The following is a 23,727-nucleotide window of genomic DNA, read 5'->3' on the forward strand; positions in this document are numbered from 1 at the left end:
CGGTGTTTCTTTCAGGCCGTCGGCAGGTTTCCTGGCTCACGGGTCGATGCGCTTTCCAGCCTTCCCAAGGCGTCATGCCTCAGTGGCGATCAGGAAAACGCTCTCCGCTTACAGTTGCGGGGGCAGCCGTGGTTTTGGCGCGATTGCGCCGCACCACGTTCCCTCTGGGTCCGCTTCAGCGGAACCGACAGCGGGCGGAGCATACAAGAATCGCCACGCCCCGCAAACGCTTTGTTGCCCGCATTGACAGACGTGGCGGGCGAGCCGTAAATGCGCAGCAGACGGTCCTTCTCCCGCAATGGAGAGGGCTAAGAGGGAATGCGGTGCGGGCCTTGCCCAATGCCGCAGCTGTCCCCGCAACTGTAAGCGGAGAGCGCACCTGACACGCCACTGGGGTTTGCCCTGGGAAGGCTGGAAAGCGCATCGACCCGTGAGCCAGGAAACCTGCCGTCTGCGAATGAAATCCTGACCGCCTGGCGGGTGTCCCGGGCAAGGAGTGTGCATTGTGACTGCTGACAGCGCCGCTGCGCGCCTTCTCCCGACCATTCATGGTGTCTCTGCCAGTACGCGGCCGCAAAAGGCCCGTGCGCCCCTCACCCGCGTCTTATCGTTCTCCACACTCCATCACCTGAAGGATATCCCATGACCACGAGTTTCGACCGGGTTCCCTGCACCGTCGTGACCGGCTTTCTCGGCGCCGGCAAGACGACGCTGATCCGCAATGTTCTGGAAGGCGCGCATGGCAAGCGGCTGGCGATCATCGTCAATGAATTCGGCGATGCCGGCATCGATGGCGAGGTGCTGAAGAGCTGCGGGCTGGACAATTGCCCCGAGGAAAACGTTCTCGAACTGGCCAATGGCTGCATCTGCTGCACGGTTGCCGATGATTTCGTGCCGGCGCTCGACCAGATCCTCGCACGTGAGCCGAAGGTCGATCACATTCTGATCGAGACGTCCGGTCTGGCGCTGCCAAAGCCGCTGGTGCAGGCCTTTCAGTGGCCGGCAATCAAGAACCGTGTGACGGTCGATGGCGTGATTGCCGTGGTGGACGGACCGGCGCTTGCCGACGGTCAGGTGGCTGCGGACATGGACGCGCTGGATGCACAGCGCGCAGCCGACGATTCGCTCGACCATGATGATCCGATCGAAGAAGTGTTCGACGACCAGGTGGCCTGCGCTGACCTGATCGTTCTGTCGAAGAACGATCTTCTGGATGAGGAAGCCGCCGGGCGCGCCCGCGCGCGGATCGCGGGGCATCTGTCGCGCAATGTGCAGATCGTGCCGAGCGCGCATGGCAAGGTGGACCCTGCCCTGCTGCTGGGTCTCGGGCTTGCCGTCGAGGACGACATCGAGAACCGCAAGACGCATCACGACGATGCGCATGACCACGAGCACGACGATTTCGATACATTCGTTGTCGATCTGCCATCGGTTCTGCGGCCCGAAGATCTGGAAGCGCGTGTCAATGCGGCGGTGGAGACCGGCGAGGTTCTGCGCCTCAAGGGCTTTGCGCATGTGAAGGGCAAGCCGATGCGCCTGCAGGTGCAGGCGGTTGGTCCGCGCGTGTCGCACCATTACGACCGCCCGTGGAAGGCCGGCGAAGCCGCCGAGACGCGGCTCGTGGTGATCGGCCTCAAGGGCATCGACCGCGCGCGTATCGAAAGCCTTCTCTCGGCCTGATCCGATGCACATCCTCGCCACCACCAGTGCCTCACTCGACGATCTGATCGAGCCTGTCGATCTGCAGCAGTCGCCGGCGGACATGGTGGCGCTGTCGTTCACCGACAGCGATCTGGCGGGGATCGCTTCTGCATGGCAGGCGCAGCGCGAGGCCCTGCCCTCGCTGCGCCTCGCCGCACTGCGCGACCTGAGACACCCCATGTCGGTCGATCTGTGGATCGACAACACGGCGGCGCATGCCCGCGTCATTCTGGTGCGGGTGCTGGGCGGCTATGAGTGGTGGCGCTATGGCTGCGACCGGCTTTCCGCACTGGCCCGGCAAAAGGGCATCGCGCTGGCGCTGCTTCCCGGCGAATGCCATCAGGACGACCCGCGCCTGGCCGAGCGCTCCACCGTTTCGCCGGAAGCGCGCGCGGCGCTGCTCGCCTGCTTCCGCGAAGGCGGACCGGACAATATGCGCGCGCTGACCATGCAGCTTGCGTGCCTTGCGGGGCGGGACATTGAAGCGCCGGAGGCGGAACCGGTGGCCAAGGCCGGTTTCTATGCGCCGGGCCATGGCATTGTCGAAGCGTCGTTCTTCCCGGCCAGTGCGAATGCCGACCGGCCTGTCGTGCCGATCCTCTTTTATCGCTCCATGCTGCTGGCAAGCGATGTTGCGCCCATCGACGCGCTGGTGGAGGCGCTTGAGGAACAGGGGCTGTGTGCGGTTCCCGTTTTCGTTTCCAGCCTGCGTGACCCGGTTGCCGTCGATCTCGTGCGCAACGCCGTGGAGGCGTTGAAGCCGCAGGCGCTCATCACCGCGACGGCCTTTTCGAGCGGCGCGGAACCCGGCGAAAAAACGCTGTTCGACCGCTTCGGCGTGCCGGTTTTTCAGGTGGTCACCGCCACCACGCGGCGCGAAGCGTGGCAGGAAGGGCAGCGCGGTCTCGCGCCTGCGGACCTCGCCATGCATGTGGTGCTGCCGGAACTCGATGGCCGGCTGATGGCCGGCGCGATTTCCTTCAAGGATGAGGCGGCGCTGGATGAAGGGCTTTCCTTTGGCGTTCAGCGCAACCGGCCCGAACCCGCGCGCATCCGGCAGGTTGCGGCGAGGATCGCCGCCTTTCTGAAGCTCGGTGGCACTCCGGTGGCTGAGCGCCGCATTGTCGTTCTCATCCCGGACTATCCAAGCGCGCCCGGCCGCACCGGCTATGCGGTGGGGCTCGACGTGCCATCGAGCGTGCTCGCCATGCTGCATGACCTTGATGAAGCGGGTTATGCGGTTTCTGGTGTTCCGGAGACCCCAAGGGCGCTGATGCAGCAGCTTGAAGAGCCGTCGGAAGCGCTTTCGCTGGATGAATACCGGTGCGCTTTTGATGCGCTGCCCGAAGAGGCGCGTGAAACGCTGCTCGCCACCTGGGGACCGGCGGAAGGCGATGCGGAAGATGGCGTCTTTCCGTTCCGCGCGGCGCGGTTCGGCAATGTCACCGTGGCGCTTGCGCCGGATCGCGGGCGCTCGGCAGACCGACGCGTGGACTATCATGACCCGACGCTTGCACCGCGCCATGCGCTCGTCGCCTTCGGCCACTGGATGCGGGAGGGGCTCGATGCCCATGCGCTGATCCATGTGGGTGCGCATGGCACGCTGGAATGGCTGCCGGGCAAGACCGTGGCGCTGACGGAAACCTGCTTTCCGGAGATCGTGGCTGGTGCGCTGCCGGTGGTCTATCCCTTCATCGTCAGCAATCCGGGTGAAGCGGCGCAGGCCAAGCGCCGGATCGGCGCTGTGACGCTTGGGCATCTGACGCCGCCGCTGGCGGGCGCAGGGCTCTCGCAGGACCAGCAGGAGTTGGAACGGCTGGTGGACGAATATGCGCAGGCCGACGGGCTGGACCGCCGCCGCCGCGACCGGCTGGCGCAGCTGATCGTGGAAACCGCCGAGCGCACCGGTCTGACCCGTGATGCCGGCGTTGAGGACACGGGCGACACGGATGCGGCGCTGATGCAGATCGACGCCTGGCTCTGTGATCTGAAAGATTTCGCCATCAAGGACGGGCTACACATCTATGGCCGGGGCAGCGGCATGGATGAAGGGCCTGAACGCAGCGCCTGCGCGGAGAGCGAAAAGCGCGCGCTTCTGGCCGCACTCGATGCCCGACACATCGCGCCCGGCCCCTCCGGCGCGCCGGCGCGGGGGCGTACCGATGTGTTGCCGACCGGCCGCAACATCTTCACCGCCGATCCGCGCACCCTGCCGACGCCGACCGCAACCGCACTGGGCAGGATGGCGGCGGATGAGGCCGTGCGCGGCTATCTGCAGGAGCATGGCGACTGGCCGCGCTCGCTCGTCATCGACCTGTGGGGCAGCGCCAGCCTGCGCACTGGCGGCGAGGAGATCGCACAGGGTCTGGCGCTGATGGGCTGCCGGCCGCAATGGGATCAGGCGACGGGGCGCGTGACGGGCATTGAAGTGCTGCCGCCGGCCAGCCTTGGCCGTCCGCGTATTGACGTGACGTGGCGCATCTCAGGCCTGTTTCGCGACATGTTCCCGACCCAAATCGCGTTGCTCGACACTGCGGTCGCCGCCGTGGCCGCGCGCGACGAAGACGAGAGCGAAAACCCGCTTGCCGCTGCTGCGCGCGTGGCCGGCAAGGCTCCGGCGCGCATTTTCGGTTCTGCGCCGGGCACCTATGGCGCGGGACCGGAAGAAAAGCTGGCGCGCGGAGACTGGCAGGAACGCGCCGAACTCGGGCAGGCCTATCTGGACGCCGGCGCGTTTGCCTTCGGCGGTGCGGAGGGCGAAGGCCGGCGGGAAGATGGCGCGTTTGCGCGGCAGGTGGCGGATGCCGATATGCTTCTCCACACAGGCGACGATGCCGGGCGGGACATTCTCGAAGGCTCGGCGGATGTGGCCTTTATCGGCGGGTTCGCGGCGGCGGTGGAAGCGCTGGGCGGCAAGGCTGATCTGGTGGTGCTCGACACAACCGATCCGGAGCGCCCGCGCGCCCGCTCGCTGGCGCAGGCCATTGCCCGCACGGTGCGCGCCCGTGCGGTCAATCCGCGCTTTATCGAAGGGCAGTTGCGCCATGGCCCGCGCGGCGCGGCGGAACTGACGGAAACGGTCGACCGGCTGATCGGCTTCGCCGAGACCACGGATGCGGTTTCAGGCAGCCTGATCGATGCCGTGTTCGATGCCTATCTCGGCGATGAGCGTGTGCGCGATTTCCTGCTTGCAGAGAATCCGGCGGCGGCCCGGGCGATGGCGGAACGGTTTCACGCTGCGCGCAGGCGTGGCCTCTGGCACCCGCGGCGCAACTCTGTCGATGACGATCTGGCGGCACTACTCGCGGAGGCGACGGCATGACGATGCGGCGCGGCGCATGCCCCACACTCTCCGCCCCCATGAAAACCGGTGACGGGCTGCTCGCGCGGATTGCGCCGGCTCATGGCGCACTGACGCCTGTGAAGCTGGCGGGCATCGCGCGGGCCGCGCGCCGCCACGGCAATGGCATTCTGGAAGTGACCGCGCGTGGAAAGTTGCAGATCCGGGGCCTGACCGCTGAGAGCACGCCTTTGCTCGGGGCGGAAATCAACGCGCTCGATCTTGGGGCCGTGGATGGCTTCGCGGTGGAGACGGGAGCGCTTGATGGTCTGGCGCAGGATGCGCTGGGTGACCCGATGGCGCTTGCCCGGCGGCTCGATGAATATGCGGCAGCGCACTGCCTTGCCCCGCGCCTTGCGCCCAAGGTCTCGGTGACGGTCGATGGTGGCGGGACGCTGCATCTCGACGCCATCGGAGCCGACATCAAGCTTGTGGCGCTGGGTGACGGTCTCTGGCAGATCGGCGTCGGCGGCAATGGCGCGACGGCGGACTGGTTAGGCCAGGGCGATGAGCAGGCGGTGGGCGGTGCAGCGCTTGCGGTTCTTGATCTGCTGGCGCAGACCGGCGGCCGCGCCCGTGATTTCACACAGGCGCAGAAGGATGCGCTCCGGGCCGGGCTTGAGCCAGCCGTGCAACATCCCGCACGGGCTGACAGTGCGCCGGTTGGTCTGTTTGCGCTGAAAGACGGGGATAGCGCGCTCGGGATCGCCCTGCCCTTCGGTCAGATCGCTGCGGAGGCGCTGGTCGCGCTTTGCGAGGCCGCCTCGGATGCAAGGGAAATTCGTCTTGCGCCGCGCAGCGGCCTGCTGCTGATCGGGCTCGATGAGCCCCGGCAGGATGCGCTGTCGCGGGGGGCTGAGGCTCTTGGCTTTGTCACGGACGGGCATGATCCGCGTCTTTCCATAGCGGCCTGCGCCGGTGCGCCGGCCTGTGCCTCGGCGCGGTTCGACGCCAAGGCGCTTGCCGCCGAGGCGGCGGAAGCCGGTCTGCCGGACGGTTCGTTTCGTCTACACCTCTCGGCCTGCGAAAAAGGATGCGCCCAGCCCGCCGGGGCTGCGGTGAACCTGATCGCGGCCGAGGGCTGCTGCACGCTTTCCTCCGTTGGCGTGGAGCCTTCCGAACGCCTTCGCACCTTCCTCATCGAGCGCGGCGAGAAGCTGCGCGCCGCCCTTCTTCGAAAGACAGGCTGAATGCAAGAAACCGAGTACATACGCGACGGCAACGCCATTTATGAAAAGTCGTTCGCGATCATACGCGCCGAGGCCGATCTCGCGCGCTTCAGTGCGGAAGAGGCCGATGTCGCCATCCGCATGATCCATGCCTGCGGGCTTGTCGAGGCGGCGGAGCATTTCGTCTTTTCCGAAGGGTTCGTTGCGGCAGGTCGCGCGGCGCTGAAAGCCGGCGCGCCGATCCTGTGCGATGCGGAGATGGTGGCGCGGGGTGTGACCCGCACGCGGCTCCCCGCCGACAATGAGGTGATCTGCACCCTGCGCGATGCGCGCACGCCGGAGCTTGCGCGGGAGATCGGAAACACGCGTTCCGCCGCTGCACTGGAACTGTGGCGCGAACACATGGAAGGAGCGGTGATCGCCATTGGCAATGCGCCGACCGCACTCTTCTACCTGCTCGACATGCTGCGCGCCGGTGCGCCGAAGCCTGCCGCCATCATCGGCATGCCGGTCGGTTTCGTGGGCGCGATGGAATCCAAGGACGCGCTCGCGGAGAGCGGGCTTGGCATTCCCTTTGCCATCGTGCGCGGCCGCATGGGCGGCAGCGCCATGACGGCGGCGGCGATCAACGCACTTGCGAGGGCTGGACTGTGAGCGGAACCCTGATTGGCGTTGGCACCGGACCCGGCGATCCCGAACTCATCACCGTCAAGGCGTTGAAGGCGCTGGAGCGGGCGGACGTGGTGGCGCATTTCGCAAAGCGCGGACGCCGGGGCAATGCCCGCAAGATCGTCGACGACCTCCTGCCGGAGGCGGCGGTGGAGCTGCCGCTGGAATATCCGGTTACGACCGAAATCGACAAGAACGACCCGCGCTATATCGAGGCCATCACCGGCTTTTACGAGGAGTCGGCGCGCGCGGTGGAAGTGCATCTGAAAGCGGGCCGAACGGTTGCGGTTTTGAGCGAGGGCGATCCGCTGTTTTATGGCTCCTACATGCATCTGCATGTGCGGCTTGCCGCGCTCTACCCGACGGAGGTGATCCCCGGCATCACGGCCATGTCCGGCTGCTGGTCGCAGGCGGGCATCGCAATCGTTCAGGGCGACGACATCATGACGGTCCTGCCCGGCACGCTCGATGAAGACGAGCTTGTGCGCCGCGTGAGCGACACGGAAGCCTTCGTCATCATGAAGGTGGGGCGCAATCTGCCGAAAATCCGCCGGGCGCTGGCGCGGGCCGGCAGGCTCGTCGGCGCGGTCTATGTGGAACGCGGCACGATGGACAATACCAGCATGACGCCGCTTGCGGACAAGGCTGACGACACCGCCCCCTATTTCTCGCTCGTACTCGGACCGGGCTGGCAGGCCAGGCCGCAGGAGGGCGCGGCATGAGCGGGCGCCTCGTCGTCATCGGCACCGGTCCCGGAAAACCGGCACAGACAACGCCGGAGGCGCGCGCAGCCATTGCGGCGGCAAGCGATTTCTTCGGCTATGGTCCCTATCTCGACCGGCTCGAACTGAACGATGGCCAGACCCGTCACGCCTCCGACAACCGGGAAGAACTTGCCCGCGCGAAGGCGGCGCTCATCATGGCCGCTGAAGGCAGGCATGTGGCCGTGGTTTCGGGCGGGGATGCAGGTGTTTTCGCCATGGCGGCGGCCGTGTGCGAGGCCATCGAACACGGGCCGCAGGAATGGCGCGCGCTCGATCTGGAGATCGTGCCGGGGCTGACGGCCATGCTTGCGGTGGCCGCCCGCGTGGGCGCGCCGCTCGGTCATGATTTCTGCGCCATATCGCTTTCGGACAATCTGAAACCCTGGGACCTGATCGAAACGCGGCTTGCGGCTGCTGCCGGTGCGGGCTTTGTGATCGCGCTCTACAATCCGATCAGCCGCGCCCGGCCCTGGCAGCTTGGCCGCGCCTTTGAACTGTTGAGCGGCATTCTCCCGGCCTCCACGCCCGTCGTGTTCGGCCGCGCCGCAGGCCGGCCCGACGAGCGCATGGCGATTGTTCCGTTGAATGAGGCGCGCGGCGAGATGGCCGACATGGCCACCTGCGTCATCATCGGATCGCCCGAAACGCGGATCATCGAACGCCCCGGCAAACCGCCGCTGGTTTATGCGCCGCGCTCGGCGACGGGAGCCGCCAGGTGAGTGTTGATCGCGCCGATCGCATCTTCGATGTCGGCCACGACGGCTGCGCCAGTCGGCTTTGGCCGGTCGATCATGATCACCGGCAGGCCGAGCCTGCGCGCGGCTGCGATCTTGCCATAGGTCGCAGCACCGCCGCTGTTCTTGGCCACCACGATCTCGATGCGGTGATCGGCGAGCAGCGCGATTTCATCGTCTTCAGAGAACGGACCACGCGCCAGAATGCATGCGGCATTCGCCGGCAGGTGGGACGGTTCGACCGGCTCCACGCTGCGCACCAGATAATGATGCTGCGCCGCCGCGCGAAACATTTGAACTTCCTGCCGGCCAATGGCCAGAAAGACGCGCCGGGGCTCAGGGCCGAGCAGCGTTGCCGCCTCGGCCATGCCGGACGTGATCTGCCAGTTGTCGCCGGCGACCGGCTGCCAGGCGGGGCGCATGAGCGTGATGAGCGGCACGCCGGTCAGGCTGGCGGCTTCCGCAGCATTGCGCGCCATGCGCGCGGCGAAGGGATGCGTGGCGTCCACCATCAGGTCGATGCCCTCGTCCTCGAGATAACGCGCAAGCCCCTCAGCACCGCCGAAACCGCCCACACGCACCTCACCCTGCAAGGCTTCCGGTGTGCGGGTGCGCCCGGCAAGCGAGGTGATGACGCGCAGCGAGCTGCGCGCGCAAAGCCGCTCCGCCAGAAGCCGCGCTTCGCCTGTTCCACCAAGAATGAGAAGGGTCTGCTTTGCCATGACGTCTTCTAGAGCATTTTGCAGTCAGGCGGAAACCTCAAGGCGCTGGCTTGCCATCGTGGGGATCAGCGAGGACGGTATGGCCGGGCTCGGTGAGGAAGCACGCCGCGCGATTGCCGATGCGGAGATCGTGTTCGGCGGTGCGCGGCACCTCGAACTGGCGGCAGGCCAGATTTCCGGCGAGACGCGGCAGTGGCCCTCCCCCTTTGGCAAGGCGCTTGATGAGATCGAAGCGCTGAGAGGCAAGAAGGTCTGCGTGCTCGCCTCCGGCGATCCGTTTCACTTCGGTGTGGGCGCGACGCTGACGCGGCGCATTCCGGCGGACGAGATGCGTGTCTTTTCCGCGCCTTCTTCCTTTGCGCTTGCTGCTGCCCGGCTTGGCTGGCCGCTGCAATCGGTCGAGGCAGTTTCGCTGCATGGCAGGCCCATCGCGCTGATCCGCCCGCTGCTTCATCCCGGCGCGCGCATTCTCGCGCTCACATCCGATGGCGCGGCTCCGGCTGCGATAGCCGAGCTGATCACGGCAGAGGGTTTTGGCCCCTCGCGCTTTCACGTGCTGGAAGCGCTGGGTGGACCACGCGAACGGCAGGTCAGCTTCATGGCTTCCGCGCTTTCCGCAGACAGTTTTGACGATCTGAACGTGGTCGCCATCGAGGTGGCGGCGGATGAGGATGCGCGCATCCTGCCGCTTGGAACCGGGCTGGAAGATGCGCTTTTCGAGCATGACGGGCAGATCACCAAATCGGAGGTGCGGGCCGTCACCCTGTCGGCGCTTGCCCCGAAACGCGGTGAACGGCTCTGGGATATCGGAGCGGGTTCAGGCTCCATTTCCATCGAATGGCTGCGGCTGCACCCATCGCTCAGCGCCATCGCCATTGAGGCGGACACGGAGCGCGCGGCGCGCATTGCCCGCAACGCGGAGCGCATGGGCGTGCCGCAGCTCACCGTGGTTGATGGAAAGGCTCCCGCCGCGCTCGCAGACCTTGCCGCGCCCGATGTGGTTTTCATCGGTGGCGGGGCGACTGCGCCGGGACTGATGGATGCGGCGATGGCCGCTCTTGGACCTGTGGGGCGCCTTGTCGCAAACGGGGTGACGCTCGAAACGCAGGCGCTTCTGATCGACTGCCACGGGCGGCACGGCGGAGAACTGATCGAGATCGCCGTCGCGCGCGCCGCGCCCGTTGGCGGCATGACGGCGCTGCGCCCGGCCATGCCGGTGCTTCAATGGCGCTGGAGGAAACCATGATCTGCGCCGGGCTTGGAGCCAGAAAAGGCGTCACGCGCGATGCTGTTCTTGCCGCGCTCGACGCCGCTTTGACAACGCATGACATCGCGCGGGACAGGCTCGATGCGGTGGCGACCGTGCCACGGAAGCGGGACGAGCCCGGCCTGACGGACGCTGCAAAGGCGCTCGGCCTGCCGCTTGTCATTGCCGATGATGCGGCACTTCAGGCGGCGGCGATGCATTGCCTGACCCGCTCGGAACAGGCGCGCTCAGCCACGGGCCTGCCATCGGCCTCAGAGGCGGCGGCGCTGGCCGTCTGCGGCCCGGCAGGCCGGCTTCTCGGCTCGAGGATCACACTTGACGGCGTGACCTGCGCCATCGCGACCACCGGAAGAAAATCATGACCGTTCATTTCATTGGCGCCGGACCGGGCGCTGCCGACCTCATCACCGTTCGCGGCCGCGACCTGATCGCGCGCTGCCCGGTCTGCCTTTATGCCGGTTCGCTGGTGCCGGAGGAGTTGCTCGCGCACTGCCCGCCGGGAGCGCGCATCGTCAACACCGCACCCATGTCGCTTGAAGAGATCGAGGCGGAATATATCCGCGCCCATGAAGCGGGTGAGGATATCGCCCGGCTGCATTCGGGCGATCTTTCCGTCTGGAGCGCGGTTGCCGAGCAGATCCGCCGTCTTTCGGCGCTCGGCATCGATTACACGCTGACGCCGGGCGTGCCTTCCTTCTCGGCGGCTGCGGCGGCGCTGGGACGCGAGCTGACCATTCCGGAAGTGGCGCAGAGCCTTGTCCTGACCCGCATTTCCGGCCGCGCCTCGAAAATGCCGGAGGGTGAAACGCTCGCCAATTTCGCAGCCACCGGCACGACGCTCGCCATTCATCTCGCCATTCACGCGCTGGACCGGGTGGTGGCGGAGCTGACCCCGCATTACGGACCCGACTGCCCGGTCGCGATTGTTGCCCGCGCAAGCTGGGCGGATGAGCGCATTCTGCGGGGCACGCTTTCCACCATCGAAGCAGAGATGGCGAAAGATCCCATCGAGCGCACGGCGCTCATTCTCGTCGGGCCGGGGCTGGGTGCCAAGGATTTTCGCGAGAGCGCGCTCTACAGCGCCGATTATCAGCGCCGGTTTCGCGGGCGGGAGGGATTATGAGCACGCTTGAGGCGCTCAACCGCCTGCCTTTTGAACCAACGCCTTTTGAGCCGGGCCATGTGTGGCTTGCCGGTGCCGGGCCTGGTGGCTTCGGCTGCCTGACGCTCGGTGTTCTGGCTGCGCTCGATGCGGCGGATGTGGTGATCTATGACGCGCTGGTGGATCCGGATATTCTGAAGGCCGCGCCGGACGCCCGGCACATTTTCGTCGGCAAGCGCGCCGGCCAGCCCTCCACGGCGCAGGATGAAATCAACCGGCTTCTGGTGGAACACGCCGAGGCGGGAGAGCGGGTGCTGCGCCTGAAAGGCGGAGACCCCAACATGTTTGGCCGTGGCGGGGAAGAAGCGCTGGTGCTGGCACTCGCCGGCATTCCCTTCCGCTTTCTGCCAGGCGTCACCTCGGCGGTGGGGGCGCTCGCCGATGCGGGCATTCCCGCCACCATGCGCGGCGTGAACAAGGCGGTGATCTTCGCGACCGGCCACGCCGCCGGCACGCCGGACGATCTGGACTGGGCGGCGCTGGCGAAAACGGGTCAGCCCATTGTGATCTATATGGGGATGCACAAGCTCGCCCTGATCGTGGACGCGCTCACATCCGGCGGCATGGCGGGCGATACGCCGGCGGCGCTCATCATGAACGCGACGAAACCGGAAGAACGCATTCTGACGACGGCGCTTTCCACGCTTGTCTCCGACGCATCGGTGGAAGGGTACGGCTCGCCGTCCATCATCGTGATCGGCGGCATCGTGGCGCTGCGTGAGGCGCTGATATGACGGCGCGGGCGATCATCATCGGTGCGGCCCGTTCGGGTTCGGGCAAGACCAGTGTGACCATCGGCCTGATGCGCGCGCTCAAGAGGCGTGGCCTCGCCGTGCATGGCGCGAAATCCGGTCCCGATTACATTGATCCCGGCTTTCATCAGGCGGCGACCGGGAAGCCCGGCGTGAATCTCGACAGCTGGGCCATGCATCCGGATCTGCTCGCCCATCTGGGAAGCCGGCAGGGCGAAGACGCCGACATGCTTTTGATCGAAAGCGCCATGGGCCTGTTTGACGGTATCGTGTCGGAGCCGGGTCGCTCCGGCGCTGCGGCGGATATTGCGCGGCTTTATGACGTGCCCTGCCTTGTCATTCTCGATGTGTCCGGCCAGTCGCAGACCGCAGCCGCGCTGGCAAAGGGGTTTGCAGCTTACGACCCGAAGGTGCGGATTGCCGGCGTCGTGCTCAACCAGGTGGCGAGCCCGCGACATGAAGCGATGGCGCGCGACGCCATTGAGGCCATCGGCATCAGGGTTCTGGGCGCGGTCTACCGCAACCCGGACATGGCGCTGCCGGAGCGGCATCTGGGCCTTGTGCAGGCGAGCGAACATGCCGCGCTCGAAGCCTTCATCGAGCGGCTTGCGGATGTGATGGAGCAGTCCATCGACCTCGACGCCGTGGTGGAAGCCGCCGTGCCGCTTTCCATGCAGGCGGGCGATGCGGCGCGGCTCTTGCCGCCGCCGGGGCAACGCATCGCCATCGCACAGGATGCCGCTTTCAGCTTTGTCTATCCGCATCTCGCCCGGCACTGGCGCGAGGTGGGAGCCGCGCTTCTGCCCTTCTCGCCGCTTGCCGATGAAGGACCGGCGGAAAGCGCCGACGCCTGCTGGTTGCCGGGAGGGTATCCCGAACTTCATGCGGGGCGGATCGCCGCTGCAGAGAACTTCCGCGCTGCGATGCAGGCATTTGCGGAGACGAGGCCCGTTCATGGCGAGTGCGGCGGGTTCATGGTTCTGGGCGAGGCGCTGGAGGATGCCGAAGGCGTTCGCCACGCCATGCTGGGGCTGCTCGGTCATGTGACGAGCTATGCGAAGCGCAAGATGAACCTCGGCTACCGGCAGGCAACGCTGATGAGTGACTGCGCCATCGGCAGCAAGGGCGAGACGATCCGTGGTCATGAGTTCCACTATTCGCGGCTGGTGGAGCCGGGCAGTGATGCGCCGCTCGCCATGCTCGCGGACGGACAGGGCCGCGATCTCGGCCCATCCGGTGCGCGGCGCGGGCATGTCTCCGGCACCTATTTTCACGCCATAGCGCGGAGCTGACGCGATGGCCGGACCCCGCTCGATGCTCGTGGCAGCCCTTCGCGATGTGGCCGCCTGTCTCGGCTTCTACACGCGGCTGCCGCTGCCTGCGTTCGAGATGCCGGCGCAAGGGTTTGCTGCCGCCCAATGGGCAGCGCCTCTGGCCGGTCTGGTGGTCGGCGCGATTTGCAGTGCGATGCTGATCGGCGCGGCGATGCTTGGCCTGCCGGCCACGATTGCAGCCGCCCTCGCGCTTGCAGTGGGGACGCTTGTGACCGGCGGGCTGCATGAGGACGGTCTTGCAGACGTGGCCGATGGTTTCGGCGGCGGTTCGACGCGTGAGAAAAAGCTCGCGATCATGAAGGACAGCCGCATCGGGTCCTATGGCGTTGCCGCACTGATCCTGTCGTTTCTCATGCGCTGGACGGCGCTTTCGTCGCTCGGGCTTGTCGCGGTTCCCGCCCTTCTGATGGCGCACACGGCCTCTCGCGCCCTGATGCCGGCGCTGATGCGCCTTTCGCCACCGGCGCGCGAAAACGGGCTCTCGGCAGGCGCAGGGCGACCGGAAACGGCTACCGTTCTCATGGCGCTCGCGATTGGTGGCGCGCTGCTTTTCATCTCCGGTCCCGGCTTCGTGCTTGTGACCGCGCCGCTTCTCTTGCTGGCGCTCTTCTTCATCAAACGGCTCGCCGAAAAACAGATCGGCGGACAGACGGGCGATGTGCTTGGCGCGCTCCAGCAGCTTGCCGAAACCACCGTGCTGATCGCCGCCGTTGCTCATTTCATCTGAAGGACTTCCATGACCCGCTTTCTCAAGATCGACGATCTGCGCGCCGCCTGTAACGATCGCCCCAGTGGCGACGAGGACGCCGCGCAGGCTGCAACCGCCCGCCAGGCAGTGCTGACCAAACCGCCCGGCAGCCTTGGCCGGCTGGAAGACGCGGCCATCCGGCTTGCCCGCTGGCAGGGACGCGAAAAGCCTGCGCTTGAGCGGGTTCATGTGCTGATCTTCGCGGGCTCCCATGGCGTGACCGCACGCGGTGTTTCGGCTTTTCCGGCCGAGGTGACGGCGCAGATGGTGGCGAATTTCTCCGCCGGGGGCGCCGCCATCAACCAGCTCGCGAAACAGACGGGGGCGAGCCTCACCGTCACATCGCTCGAGATCGAGCGTCCCACGGCGGACTTCACGGAAGCGCCGGCCATGGATGAAGCGGATTTTCTGAAGGCCGTTCAGACCGGTTTCGATGCGGTGCCGGAGGGAGCGGATCTCATCTCGCTCGGGGAAATGGGTATCGGCAACACCACCGCCGCAGCGGCCCTTGCCGCCGCGCTGTTCGGTGGCCGGGGAGCCGACTGGGTCGGGCGTGGCACAGGCGTTGACGATGCCGGCCTTTCGCGCAAGGCGGAGGCCGTGGATGCAGCGCTTGCCTGCCATGGCGAGGCGCTTTCCGATCCGCTGGAGGCGCTGCGCCGCGTCGGCGGTCGCGAGCTTGCCGCCATGTTTGGCGCGGCCCTTGCCGCGCGGCAGAAGCGCATTCCCTTGTTGCTCGATGGTTTCGTGTGCGGATCGGCAGTCGCCCCGCTTGCGCGCCTTGGCGAAGACGGTCTGGCGCATGCCATTGCCGGCCATGTTTCCGCTGAACCCGGCCACCGCAGGCTGCTTGGCGAGCTGGGCCTCAAGCCGCTGCTCGATCTCGACATGCGGCTTGGCGAAGGTTCTGGCGCATGCCTTGCGATCAACATTCTGCGCGGCGCGCTTGCCTGCCACAACGGCATGGCGACCTTTGCCGAAGCCGGCGTTTCGGACGGCTGATCATGCGCACGCTTTCGCTCATCGGCATTGGCACCGGCAATCCCGAACACATGACGGTTCAGGGCATCAATGCGCTGAACCGGGCTGACGTGATCCTTATCCCCCGCAAGGGGGAAGCGAAGGAGGATCTGGCGGATTTGCGCCGTGTCATCTGCGAGCGGTTTCTGGAAAACCGGCAGACGCGGATCGTGGAATTCGACCTGCCGGCGCGTGACGCCGCCAATCCGAGTTATCGCCGGGGCGTGGACGACTGGCACATGGCCATTGCCCGCGCCTATGGTGATCTGCTTGCGGCGCATACGGGCGAGACGGGCCGCGCGGCGTTTCTCGTCTGGGGCGATCCTTCGCTCTATGACAGCACGCTGCGGATCATCGAGCACATGCGCCGGGAAGCCGGGCTTGACGTCGCGCTGGAAGTGGTGCCGGGGATCACCAGCATTCAGGCGTTCGCGGCCAGCCACCATATGCCGATCAACACGATTGGCGGTTCGATCCTGATCACCACCGGTCGGCGGCTGAAAGCGGAGGGCTTTCCGCCGAATGCCGATACGCTTCTCGTCATGCTCGACGGCGACTGCGCCTTTCAAATGCTCGATGGCGATGCCTACGAGATTTACTGGGGCGCGTATCTGGGTACGCCGGATGAGCTTCTGATCGCCGGGCCGCTTGGGGATGTCGCCGGGCAGATTGTGGAGGCGCGGGTCAGGGCGCGGGAAGACAAGGGCTGGATCATGGATACCTATCTTTTGCGGGTCAGGGGGTAGGTTCGGCGGACTTCATGCCGCCCTCGCCCTTCGCCCTTCGACAAGCTCAGGAGGCTCAGGATGAGGGCTGTGTGGTGCGCCAAATGCTTTCATGCTCCTGCGGGGTCTCTGGCTGTAAGTTATAGCTTCTGAGCCCCTGCATCAGTCTCAGCTTTTGCCTGCCTTCTCCCTCATCCTGAGCCTGTCGAAGGGCGAGGGAGAAGGCAACCACCTCCCCTCAGGCTGCCTGCGCGCGCTGCCATCGCGGGAAAGGGTCCGCCAGCGCACGGTGCTGCGCTGGCTCGAAGTCGGTTTCACTGCCCACCAGCGCATCGTCCAGCGCTGCGGTGATGCGTTCGCGGTTCATGCCTGTGCCGATGAAGACCAGCTCCTGACGCCGGTCTCCGTAGGGTTCGCTCCAGTAGCGGTCCATGAAGGCTTTCGCTTCCGGGTGGTTTGGCCAGCGTTCGCGCGGTACGGCCGCCCACCAGGTGCCAAGCGGCTTCACGCTGGATAAAGCGCCGGCGAGGCTGAATTCGGCAACCCAGTCGGGCCGGGTTGCGATCCAGAAATGACCCTTGGCGCGGATGACGCCGGGCAGCGGGGCATTCAGCACCGCATGCACTTTCTGCGGATGAAAGGGACGCCGCGCGCGATAGACGAAGGAGGAAACGCCGTATTCCTCGGTCTCCGGCACGTGATCGGCAAAGCCATAAAGCTCCTTGGCCCAGAGCGGGTGCTGGTGAGCCGTCTCGAAATCGAAAAGGCCTGTATCGAAGATGCGGGCGGGCGCGACGCGGGAATGGTCTGTCTCGATGATCTGCGCATCGGGATTGAGCGCGGTGACGATCTTGCGCGCCGCATCAAGGCGCTCCGGGCCGGCGTCGCTGACCTTGTTCAGGATCACGATATCGGCAAACTCGATCTGGTCGACCAGCAGGTCCACAAGCGTGCGCTCGTCCCCCTCGCCTGCGACTTCGCCCCGGTCGCGCAGGAAATCATGGCTGGCGTAGTCTTCGAGCAGGTTCAGCGTGTCGACCACCGTGACCATCGTGTCGAGCCGCGCGACATCGGAAAGGCTGTGGCCCTGCTCGTCGCGAAACTCGAATGTGGCGGCCACCGGCAGCGGTTCCGAAACACCGGTGGATTCGATCAGCAGGTAATCGAACCGCCCCTCTGCCGCCAGACGCCGCACCTCTTTCAGAAGGTCGTCGCGCAGCGTGCAGCAGATGCAGCCATTGGTCATCTCCACCAGCTTTTCATCCGTCTGCGACAGGTTCGCCCCACCCTCGCGCACGAGATCGGCGTCGATGTTCACTTCCGACATGTCGTTGACGATCACCGCGACGCGCCGTCCTGCCCGGTTGTTGAGCACATTGTTCAAGAGCGTCGTCTTGCCCGCACCCAGAAACCCGGAAAGCACGGTGACGGGCAGGCGTTTGTCCTGGTTCGGCATGTTTGGTTCCTTTGCTGCAATATGGTATGTAATATCATAACACACACGAAGCGCAAGACGTGCCTTGGGGCCTTGAGGTGTGGAGGTGTGGAGGTGTGGAGGTGTGGAGGTGTGGAGGTGTGGAGGTTCGCTCCTGCCCTGGGTGATGGCAAGCGGTTTCTGTGGTTCGTGCCAGCCTGGAGGTGGAGACCGAAGGCATGCTCCGAAGCCGGATACAGTGCTGCCGATCATCGTTTCCCGGAGTTGCATGGCTCCAGCCGGCAATGCAGCGTTCTCCGGAAGATGGACGCCGGGTCGGAAAATGCCGGGGCGCACACTTTGGCGCGCCCCGGTTTTTTGTAGAAGTTCGATATCACCGAACAAGGGCGGAGAGTATCAACCACCCTGCCCTGAAATCAGATGGTCACGCCGCCATCCACGAGAACGGCCTGACCGCTGACGAAGCGGCTTTCGTCCGACAGGAGAAACACGACCAGCGGTGTGATGTCGTCGACCGTCGCAAGCCGCCCCATGGGCTGACGCGCGATAAAATCCTTCTCGGCCTGAACGGGATCCGGCGCAGCGGCGATGCGACCGCGCAGCGACGGCGTGTCGACCGTGCCGGGGCAGAGCGCATTGCAGCGCACGCCCTGCTTTACGAAATCGGCCGCAACGGACTTTGTGAGGCCGATCACGGCCGCCTTCGTGGCGCCGTAGACCGCGCGGTTGACGAAGCCTTTGATGGATGACGCCATCGACGCCATGTTGAGAACGGACACGCTGCCCGCCTCTTCGGCCCGTTCCAGCATGCCGGGTAGAAACGCCTGCGTCATGCGAACCATGGAGGTCACATTGAGATCCATGCTGAACGCCCAGTCGTCCTCGGAGACATCGAGAATGCTGCCGTGATGGACGAAGCCGGCGCAATTGAAGAGGCCATCGAGCTGGCCGACCCTGCCGGCGAGCGCATCGATTGCGCTGCGGTCGCGCACATCCAGCCGGTGCGTTTCGATGGACGCGTTTTCAGCGGCAAGAGAGGCAAGCCCTTCCTCGTTGATATCGACGGCCACGACCGACGCCCCCTCTGCTGCGCAGGCCAGCGCGCTTGCCCGGCCGATGCCCTGAGCTGCTGCCGATACCAGAATCCGCTTCCCCTGAAGTCGCATGCAAAGTTCTCCCCTCACTGTCGGACAGCAGCCCGCTACAAACGTTTGCATACAAGCAGCCTTTTCGCGTGGAACAAATGGGCCAGAGAGGATAATTTGTGCGCTAAACACTGATGTCCGCGCAGGATCATCAACATTGACGGTCCGTTAGACTGATTTTTGTTGCCGACCGGTCATCGCGCTGTAACATGGCGGGAATAACCGCTGCGATATCAACGCAGAAACAATGGGAGTGCTTTCATGACTTTGATCAAACGACGCAACTTCATCAAGGGCGCGGGCGCTGTGGCAGGACTGTCGCTGGCGGCGCCGCTCATCTCGCGCAGCTATGCGCAGGGCTCTTCCGGCGCGGTCAACATCTTCGCCTGGGCCGGTTACCTCAACGACGACATGATCGGCGCTTTCGAAAAGGCGACGGGCATCAAGGCCAATTACACCCCCTACGGCACCAATGACGAACTGCTGAACCAGCTTCGCGCCAACAATGGCGGCGGGTTCGACATCATCTGGCCGACGGTCGATCGCGTGCCCAATTATGTCGAGTTCGAGCTGGTGCAGCCGATCGACGAAAGCAAGGTCAACGTCGACAACTGCCTGCCGAGCGCCTGGAAGAATTCTGAAAATCTCGGCGCGGTCATCGACGGCAAGCGCTATCAGGTGCCCACCGACTGGGGTACGGAAGCGGTTTCCTTCGACAAGGATCAGGCTCCGCTGGAATACGGCACCGCCTCCTATGGCGACATCTGGAAGCCGGAAATGAAGGGCAAGGCCACCGTGCGCGGCCATTCGGGTCTTGTCGGTCTCGGCCTCTGGCTCGAAGCCGAAGGCAAGCTGCCCATGCCGATGGCGGACGCCTTCAAGTCCGAAGAGAACATGGTCAAGATCTATGACGTGATTCTCGAGGAAGCGATTGCCCGCAAGGCCAACATCGCGCAGTTCTGGTCCAACGAGAACGAAGCGCAGGGCGCATTCCGCATCAATGGCTGCACCATCGGCCAGACGTGGGATTCCACTGCAGCGGCTCTCGGCAAGGAAGGTCTTCCCGTCGGCTTCATCGCGCCGAAGGAAGGCGCGCTGGCGTGGATGGAAGGCGTTGCAATCCCGAAGGGTGCGGAAAACCTTGAGCAGGCCTATGCCTTCATCAACTGGTTCCTGACGCCGGAAGCCGGCGCCATGTACACCAATGCAACCTCGATCAACTCCACCGCCGTTGGCGCTGCCGACAAGACGACGGACGAGGCCAAGGCCTTCTTCGCCGCCGCATATCCCGGCGACGCGCTGGACAAGCTGTGGTGGTGGCCGATCCAGGAAAGCTGGTTCGTCGCCAAGCGCAACGAATATCAGGACCGTTTCCTCTCGGCCTGAGGCACGCTAAACAACGGACGATGGCGTTCGCCCCTCATCCGCCTGCCGGCACCGTCTCCCCGCGTACGGGGAGAAGGACGAAGCGGAGGGGCGAGCGCCGACATATTCAAAAGAACGCGGACCATAATACCGCGCGCACCAGAACCGGGGGACCATGTCACATTCCGTAGAGCTCGATCATGTCGGCGTTACTTTCGGGGCGACCCGTGCCGTCGACGACGTCTCCTTCACGGTCGAAGGCGGAGAGTTTTTCTCCATTCTCGGCCCCTCCGGCTGTGGCAAGACCACTCTGCTGCGGGTGATCGCCGGCTTTTTGAAGCCGACCGAAGGCCGCGTTCTGATCGGCGACAGGGACATGACCCCGCTGGGGCCCAATCAGCGCCCCACCGCGATGATCTTCCAGTCGCTTGCGCTCTTCCCGCTGATGCCAGTCTGGGAAAACATAGCCTTCGGGCTGGAGGCGCGTGGCATCGCAAAGGCCGAGCGGCGCAAAAAGGCCGACGAGCTTCTGAAACTGATCGCGCTTGAAGGCTATGGCGACCGCATGCCGGGCGAGCTTTCCGGCGGTCAGCGCCAGCGCGTGGCCATTGCGCGCGCGCTCGCGGTCGAGCCGCAGGTTCTGCTTCTCGACGAGCCGCTTTCCGCGCTTGATCTCAAGCTGCGCCAGCACATGCGCGCCGAGCTGCGGGCGCTGCAGAAACGCACGGGCGTTACCTTCATCTACATCACGCATGACCAGTCCGAGGCGCTCGCCATGTCGGACCGCGTTGCGGTGATGAGCGCCGGCGTGGTGCAGCAGGTGGGCGCACCGCGCGAACTTTACGACAATCCGGCCACGCCTTTCGTCGCCACCTTCGTTGGCGAGACCAACGCCCTGCCCTGCACGGTGAAAGGCATCGAGAACGGCATCGCGACGGTGGAGAGCGCCCATGGCACGCTGAGCGGCCGCGCGGGCGACGGGCTTTCAGCGGGTGCGACAGCGAAGCTTTATGTGCGCCCCGAGGCGCTGAAGCCGAACGGTGGAACCAACCGGTTGGCCGCCACCATCGAGCGGATCGATTTCGAGGGCGCTTTTGCGCTCGCGCACGGCATGGCCGGGGACGGCATGCCGCTGGTTGCCTCCATCGCCAGCACGGAACTCGCAGCCGCACCCGCCATTGGCGAGAAATCCGGTTTCGGCTTTGAGAGCGCAAACGCCGTGGTGCTGCCCGATGTCTGATCTCTACAGACGTTTTGGCGGGGGGCTTGGCACGCTGTTTCTGGCGCTGGTCGGCGCGTGGCTCGCCGGCATGGTGCTCGCGCCCAATGTGATGATGATCGACTACGCGCTGCGGCCCAACCTGCCGCCATCGCAGCTCGGCGGGCCGAATGATGTCTATTCGCTCGACAACATTCTCTACCTCGCGAATGAGGGTGTTCACCGTGCGATCTTCTTCAAGACCGTGTGGGCGAGCGCGCTTGTCGCTTTCATCACTTTTCTGGTGTGTTATCCGATGGCCTTCTGGCTTGCCCAGAACGCGACGGTGAACCAGACGGCCATCGTGCTTCTCGCGCTGACCATTCCGTTCTGGATCAACGAGGTGTTGCGTACGCTTGCCTGGTATATCCTGCTTGCGTTTCGCGGGCCGCTGAACGCCTTTCTTCTGTCGCTTGGCATCATTGATGAACCGGTGCGCTGGTATGGCGATGGCGGCGTGCTGGCCGGCATGACCTACGCCTACATCCTGTTCATGCTGTTTCCGATCTACAACGCGATTGAGTCTCTCGACAAATCGCAGATCGAGGCAGCGCGCGATCTTGGCGCATCCACCTGGCGCATTCATTGGCGGGTGGTCATCCCGCATGCCAAGGCGGGCATCGCCACGGGCTGTGTCTTCACCTTCATGCTCGCCGCCGGCAGCTATGTCGCGCCAGCCCTTCTCGGCGCGCCCGGCAGCCGCTGGTTCACCGAGATCATCTACAACTGGTTCTTCGAAGGCGGGGACTGGAACCGGGGCGCAGCCTATGCGCTGGTTCTTCTGGTGCTGTGCCTTGCAGTGGTGCTGATCACGCTGCGCATCGCCCGCGTGAGCCTGACGGAGGTGGCGAAATGAGTCTGGTGTTCATTCGTCCATGCAGGCGCTGCCCCTCATCCGCCCTTCGGGCACCTTCTCCCCGCGCACGGGGAGAAGGAAACGCGCCGAGATATCCGCAGCCTTTCCTCGCCCCGTTTACGGGGAGAGGATGCCGGCAGGCAGGTGAGGGGCAGCGCCAGCCTCTCTGGGTAGCCCCGGAGGTTCGCGCATGAGTGCCGCTGACCGCATCGCCCGGGCCATGTTCGGCTTCTATATGGTGGCGTTCTTTCTCTACCTGTTCGCACCGCTTGCGATCATGGGCATCGCCACATTCAACACCAGCCGCTTCCCGACCGTGACGCCGTGGCGCGGCACGACGCTTCAATGGTTCGATGCGCTGTGGAGCGACAGCGGCATGTGGCAGTCGCTGTGGACCTCCTTCATCGTCGCCTTCTTCGTTGTGATCACCGTTCTGCCCATCGGCACGGCGGCAGCGCTTGTTCTCACGAGCCTGCATGCGCGCGCCCGCAGCTTCATGTATGCGGTCATGGTGTCGCCGCTGCTCACGCCCGGCGTGGTCATCGGCATCGCCACACTGGTTCTGTGGCGGCAGCTCGGCGTCGGCGGCGGCGTGTTTCTGATCGTGGTGGCGCAGGCGAGCTTCATCATCTGCTATGTCATGCTGATGATCACGGCGCGGCTCCAGCGCTTTGACCCGACACAGGAAGAAGCGGCCCTTGGTCTCGGCGCATCGAAATTCATGGTGTTCCGCCGCGTGCTCCTGCCCTTCCTGAAACCCGCGCTCATCGCAGCCGGTTTCCTGGCGATCCTGCAATCCATCGAGAACTACAACACGACGCTGTTCGTGCGCGGTTTCGATACGCCGCTGACGGTCTACATCGCCACCAAGGTGCGCACGGGCCTGACGCCCGCCGTGAATGCGCTGGCGTTGATCATGATCGCGATCACGGTGCTTGGAGCCATCGCCTATGAGATTGCCCGCCGCCGCAGCGCCGCGCGGATGGCGGCGGATTAGAGCAATTCCGGACGGAAAACCGGGGCCCACTTTTTCCGGAATTGCTCTAGCCCAGCGATCTAACGATCGATCCGCGTCGACAGGATGATGGAGCTCATTGTCCGGTCGACGCCCTTCAGTGCGCCAATCGTGTCGATCACCGCATCAAGCTCGGCCACCGACGGCGCTTCGACGACGATGATCATGTCGAACGAGCCGCTGACGGAATGGACCGCGCGCACGGCCGGCATCTTCTCCATGGCTGCGATGACATCGCCGGAGAGCTTTGGCGAAACCGTTACCAGAAGATGCGCGCGGATCTGCGCGGCGTCATATTCGCCTGAGAGCCGCACCGCATAGCCGGCGATTGTGCCGCTGCGCTCCAGCCGCTCGAGCCGGCTTTGCGCGGTGGAGCGCGAGACCCCGAGCCGTCGTGCGATTTCCGACACCGACATGCGGGCATTCTCACGCAGGAGAGCGATCACCGCACGATCCGCTTGCGATACCGTCATATTGTCCAATCTTATCGTCAATATGTTTAAAATGATAAGTCAAATTACCCGATTTATCTCTTCGATTCAACGC

22 protein-coding genes and 2 riboswitches are annotated in these 23,727 nt (G+C 65.1%); of the genes, 18 read left to right on the forward strand and 4 right to left on the reverse strand.

Features of this window, described 5'->3' with window-relative positions; translation table 11 throughout:
• Positions 1–4: 4 nt before the first annotated feature.
• Positions 5–204: riboswitch (cobalamin riboswitch) on the reverse strand.
• 61 nt (positions 205–265) lie between these two features.
• Positions 266–466: riboswitch (cobalamin riboswitch) on the forward strand.
• Between the two features lie 176 nt (positions 467–642).
• From cobW to JYP46_RS18895, 6 genes are read left to right on the forward strand one after another with little or no spacing between them, the layout of a single operon-like run.
• On the forward strand, positions 643–1,680 hold the full coding sequence (gene cobW / locus JYP46_RS18870) for a cobalamin biosynthesis protein CobW (RefSeq protein WP_206548970.1): 1,038 nt from the start codon (positions 643–645) through the stop codon (positions 1,678–1,680).
• Between the two features lie 4 nt (positions 1,681–1,684).
• Positions 1,685–5,023, forward strand: a complete 3,339-nt coding sequence (gene cobN / locus JYP46_RS18875) for a cobaltochelatase subunit CobN (protein WP_206548971.1) — start codon at positions 1,685–1,687, stop codon at positions 5,021–5,023.
• Positions 5,020–6,231, forward strand: a complete 1,212-nt coding sequence (gene cobG, locus JYP46_RS18880) for a precorrin-3B synthase (RefSeq protein ID WP_206548972.1) — start codon at positions 5,020–5,022, stop codon at positions 6,229–6,231. Before cobN ends, cobG begins: the two co-directional genes overlap by 4 nt.
• Complete coding sequence (locus JYP46_RS18885; protein WP_206548973.1) at positions 6,232–6,864, forward strand: precorrin-8X methylmutase; 633 nt, start codon at positions 6,232–6,234, stop codon at positions 6,862–6,864.
• Positions 6,861–7,601, forward strand: a complete 741-nt coding sequence (locus tag JYP46_RS18890; RefSeq protein WP_113157013.1) for a precorrin-2 C(20)-methyltransferase — start codon at positions 6,861–6,863, stop codon at positions 7,599–7,601. The genes JYP46_RS18885 and JYP46_RS18890 overlap by 4 nt, the downstream gene beginning before the upstream one ends.
• Entirely contained in the window at positions 7,598–8,362 is a 765-nt protein-coding gene (locus tag JYP46_RS18895; protein WP_206548974.1) for a precorrin-3B C(17)-methyltransferase, read from the forward strand. The genes JYP46_RS18890 and JYP46_RS18895 overlap by 4 nt, the downstream gene beginning before the upstream one ends.
• Here JYP46_RS18895 and JYP46_RS18900 read toward each other — a convergent pair.
• Entirely contained in the window at positions 8,326–9,099 is a 774-nt protein-coding gene (locus JYP46_RS18900; RefSeq protein ID WP_206548975.1) for a cobalt-precorrin-6A reductase, read from the reverse strand. The two genes, JYP46_RS18895 and JYP46_RS18900, sit on opposite strands and share 37 nt — an antisense overlap.
• Between JYP46_RS18900 and cbiE the strand changes: the two genes are divergently transcribed.
• Genes cbiE through cobF form a run of 8 tightly spaced genes read left to right on the forward strand, consistent with a single transcriptional unit; the run spans position 9,098 to position 16,128 of the window.
• A complete protein-coding gene (gene cbiE / locus JYP46_RS18905; RefSeq protein ID WP_206548976.1) occupies positions 9,098–10,345 on the forward strand; it encodes a precorrin-6y C5,15-methyltransferase (decarboxylating) subunit CbiE in 1,248 nt (415 codons plus the stop codon). The genes JYP46_RS18900 and cbiE overlap by 2 nt on opposite strands.
• Entirely contained in the window at positions 10,324–10,728 is a 405-nt protein-coding gene (locus JYP46_RS18910; protein WP_222474296.1) for a cobalamin biosynthesis protein, read from the forward strand. Before cbiE ends, JYP46_RS18910 begins: the two co-directional genes overlap by 22 nt.
• Positions 10,725–11,489: a precorrin-4 C(11)-methyltransferase gene (gene cobM / locus JYP46_RS18915; protein ID WP_206548977.1), complete on the forward strand. Its 765-nt coding sequence runs from the start codon at positions 10,725–10,727 to the stop codon at positions 11,487–11,489. The genes JYP46_RS18910 and cobM overlap by 4 nt, the downstream gene beginning before the upstream one ends.
• The gene (gene cobA, locus JYP46_RS18920) at positions 11,486–12,262 is read left to right on the forward strand and encodes a uroporphyrinogen-III C-methyltransferase (RefSeq protein WP_206548978.1); all 777 of its coding nucleotides are present in this window, start codon (positions 11,486–11,488) and stop codon (positions 12,260–12,262) included. The genes cobM and cobA overlap by 4 nt, the downstream gene beginning before the upstream one ends.
• The gene (locus tag JYP46_RS18925) at positions 12,259–13,572 is read left to right on the forward strand and encodes a cobyrinic acid a,c-diamide synthase CobB (RefSeq protein WP_206548979.1); all 1,314 of its coding nucleotides are present in this window, start codon (positions 12,259–12,261) and stop codon (positions 13,570–13,572) included. The genes cobA and JYP46_RS18925 overlap by 4 nt, the downstream gene beginning before the upstream one ends.
• Before the next feature lie 4 nt (positions 13,573–13,576).
• A complete protein-coding gene (gene cobS, locus JYP46_RS18930; protein WP_206548980.1) occupies positions 13,577–14,341 on the forward strand; it encodes an adenosylcobinamide-GDP ribazoletransferase in 765 nt (254 codons plus the stop codon).
• 9 nt (positions 14,342–14,350) lie between these two features.
• Entirely contained in the window at positions 14,351–15,364 is a 1,014-nt protein-coding gene (cobT, locus tag JYP46_RS18935) for a nicotinate-nucleotide--dimethylbenzimidazole phosphoribosyltransferase (RefSeq protein WP_206548981.1), read from the forward strand.
• Between the two features lie 2 nt (positions 15,365–15,366).
• Positions 15,367–16,128, forward strand: coding sequence for a precorrin-6A synthase (deacetylating) (gene cobF, locus JYP46_RS18940; protein ID WP_206548982.1), 762 nt, complete (start codon positions 15,367–15,369; stop codon positions 16,126–16,128).
• A gap of 217 nt (positions 16,129–16,345) precedes the next feature.
• Here the strand turns inward: cobF and JYP46_RS18945 are convergent, their stop codons facing one another.
• Positions 16,346–17,563 (reverse strand): GTP-binding protein, encoded by a 1,218-nt coding sequence (locus JYP46_RS18945; RefSeq protein ID WP_113157003.1) that lies wholly within the window; start codon positions 17,561–17,563, stop codon positions 16,346–16,348.
• A gap of 395 nt (positions 17,564–17,958) precedes the next feature.
• Positions 17,959–18,708 (reverse strand): SDR family oxidoreductase, encoded by a 750-nt coding sequence (locus JYP46_RS18950; protein WP_206546415.1) that lies wholly within the window; start codon positions 18,706–18,708, stop codon positions 17,959–17,961.
• A 240-nt stretch (positions 18,709–18,948) separates the two neighbouring features.
• Between JYP46_RS18950 and JYP46_RS18955 the strand changes: the two genes are divergently transcribed.
• From JYP46_RS18955 to JYP46_RS18970, 4 genes are all read left to right on the forward strand, one after another.
• Entirely contained in the window at positions 18,949–20,073 is a 1,125-nt protein-coding gene (locus tag JYP46_RS18955) for an extracellular solute-binding protein (RefSeq protein WP_113157001.1), read from the forward strand.
• Between the two features lie 154 nt (positions 20,074–20,227).
• Positions 20,228–21,292, forward strand: a complete 1,065-nt coding sequence (locus tag JYP46_RS18960) for an ABC transporter ATP-binding protein (protein ID WP_113157000.1) — start codon at positions 20,228–20,230, stop codon at positions 21,290–21,292.
• Positions 21,285–22,166, forward strand: a complete 882-nt coding sequence (locus JYP46_RS18965; RefSeq protein WP_113156999.1) for an ABC transporter permease — start codon at positions 21,285–21,287, stop codon at positions 22,164–22,166. Before JYP46_RS18960 ends, JYP46_RS18965 begins: the two co-directional genes overlap by 8 nt.
• Positions 22,167–22,356: 190 nt before the next feature.
• Positions 22,357–23,163, forward strand: coding sequence for an ABC transporter permease (locus JYP46_RS18970; protein WP_113156998.1), 807 nt, complete (start codon positions 22,357–22,359; stop codon positions 23,161–23,163).
• Positions 23,164–23,222: 59 nt separating this feature from the next.
• Here JYP46_RS18970 and JYP46_RS18975 read toward each other — a convergent pair whose 3' ends face one another.
• Positions 23,223–23,654 (reverse strand): Lrp/AsnC family transcriptional regulator, encoded by a 432-nt coding sequence (locus JYP46_RS18975; RefSeq protein ID WP_113156997.1) that lies wholly within the window; start codon positions 23,652–23,654, stop codon positions 23,223–23,225.
• Positions 23,655–23,727: the final 73 nt, after the last annotated feature.

Origin of the sequence: Nitratireductor aquimarinus (assembly GCF_017255295.1) — a bacterium.
Classification (GTDB): domain Bacteria; phylum Pseudomonadota; class Alphaproteobacteria; order Rhizobiales; family Rhizobiaceae; genus Nitratireductor; species Nitratireductor aquimarinus.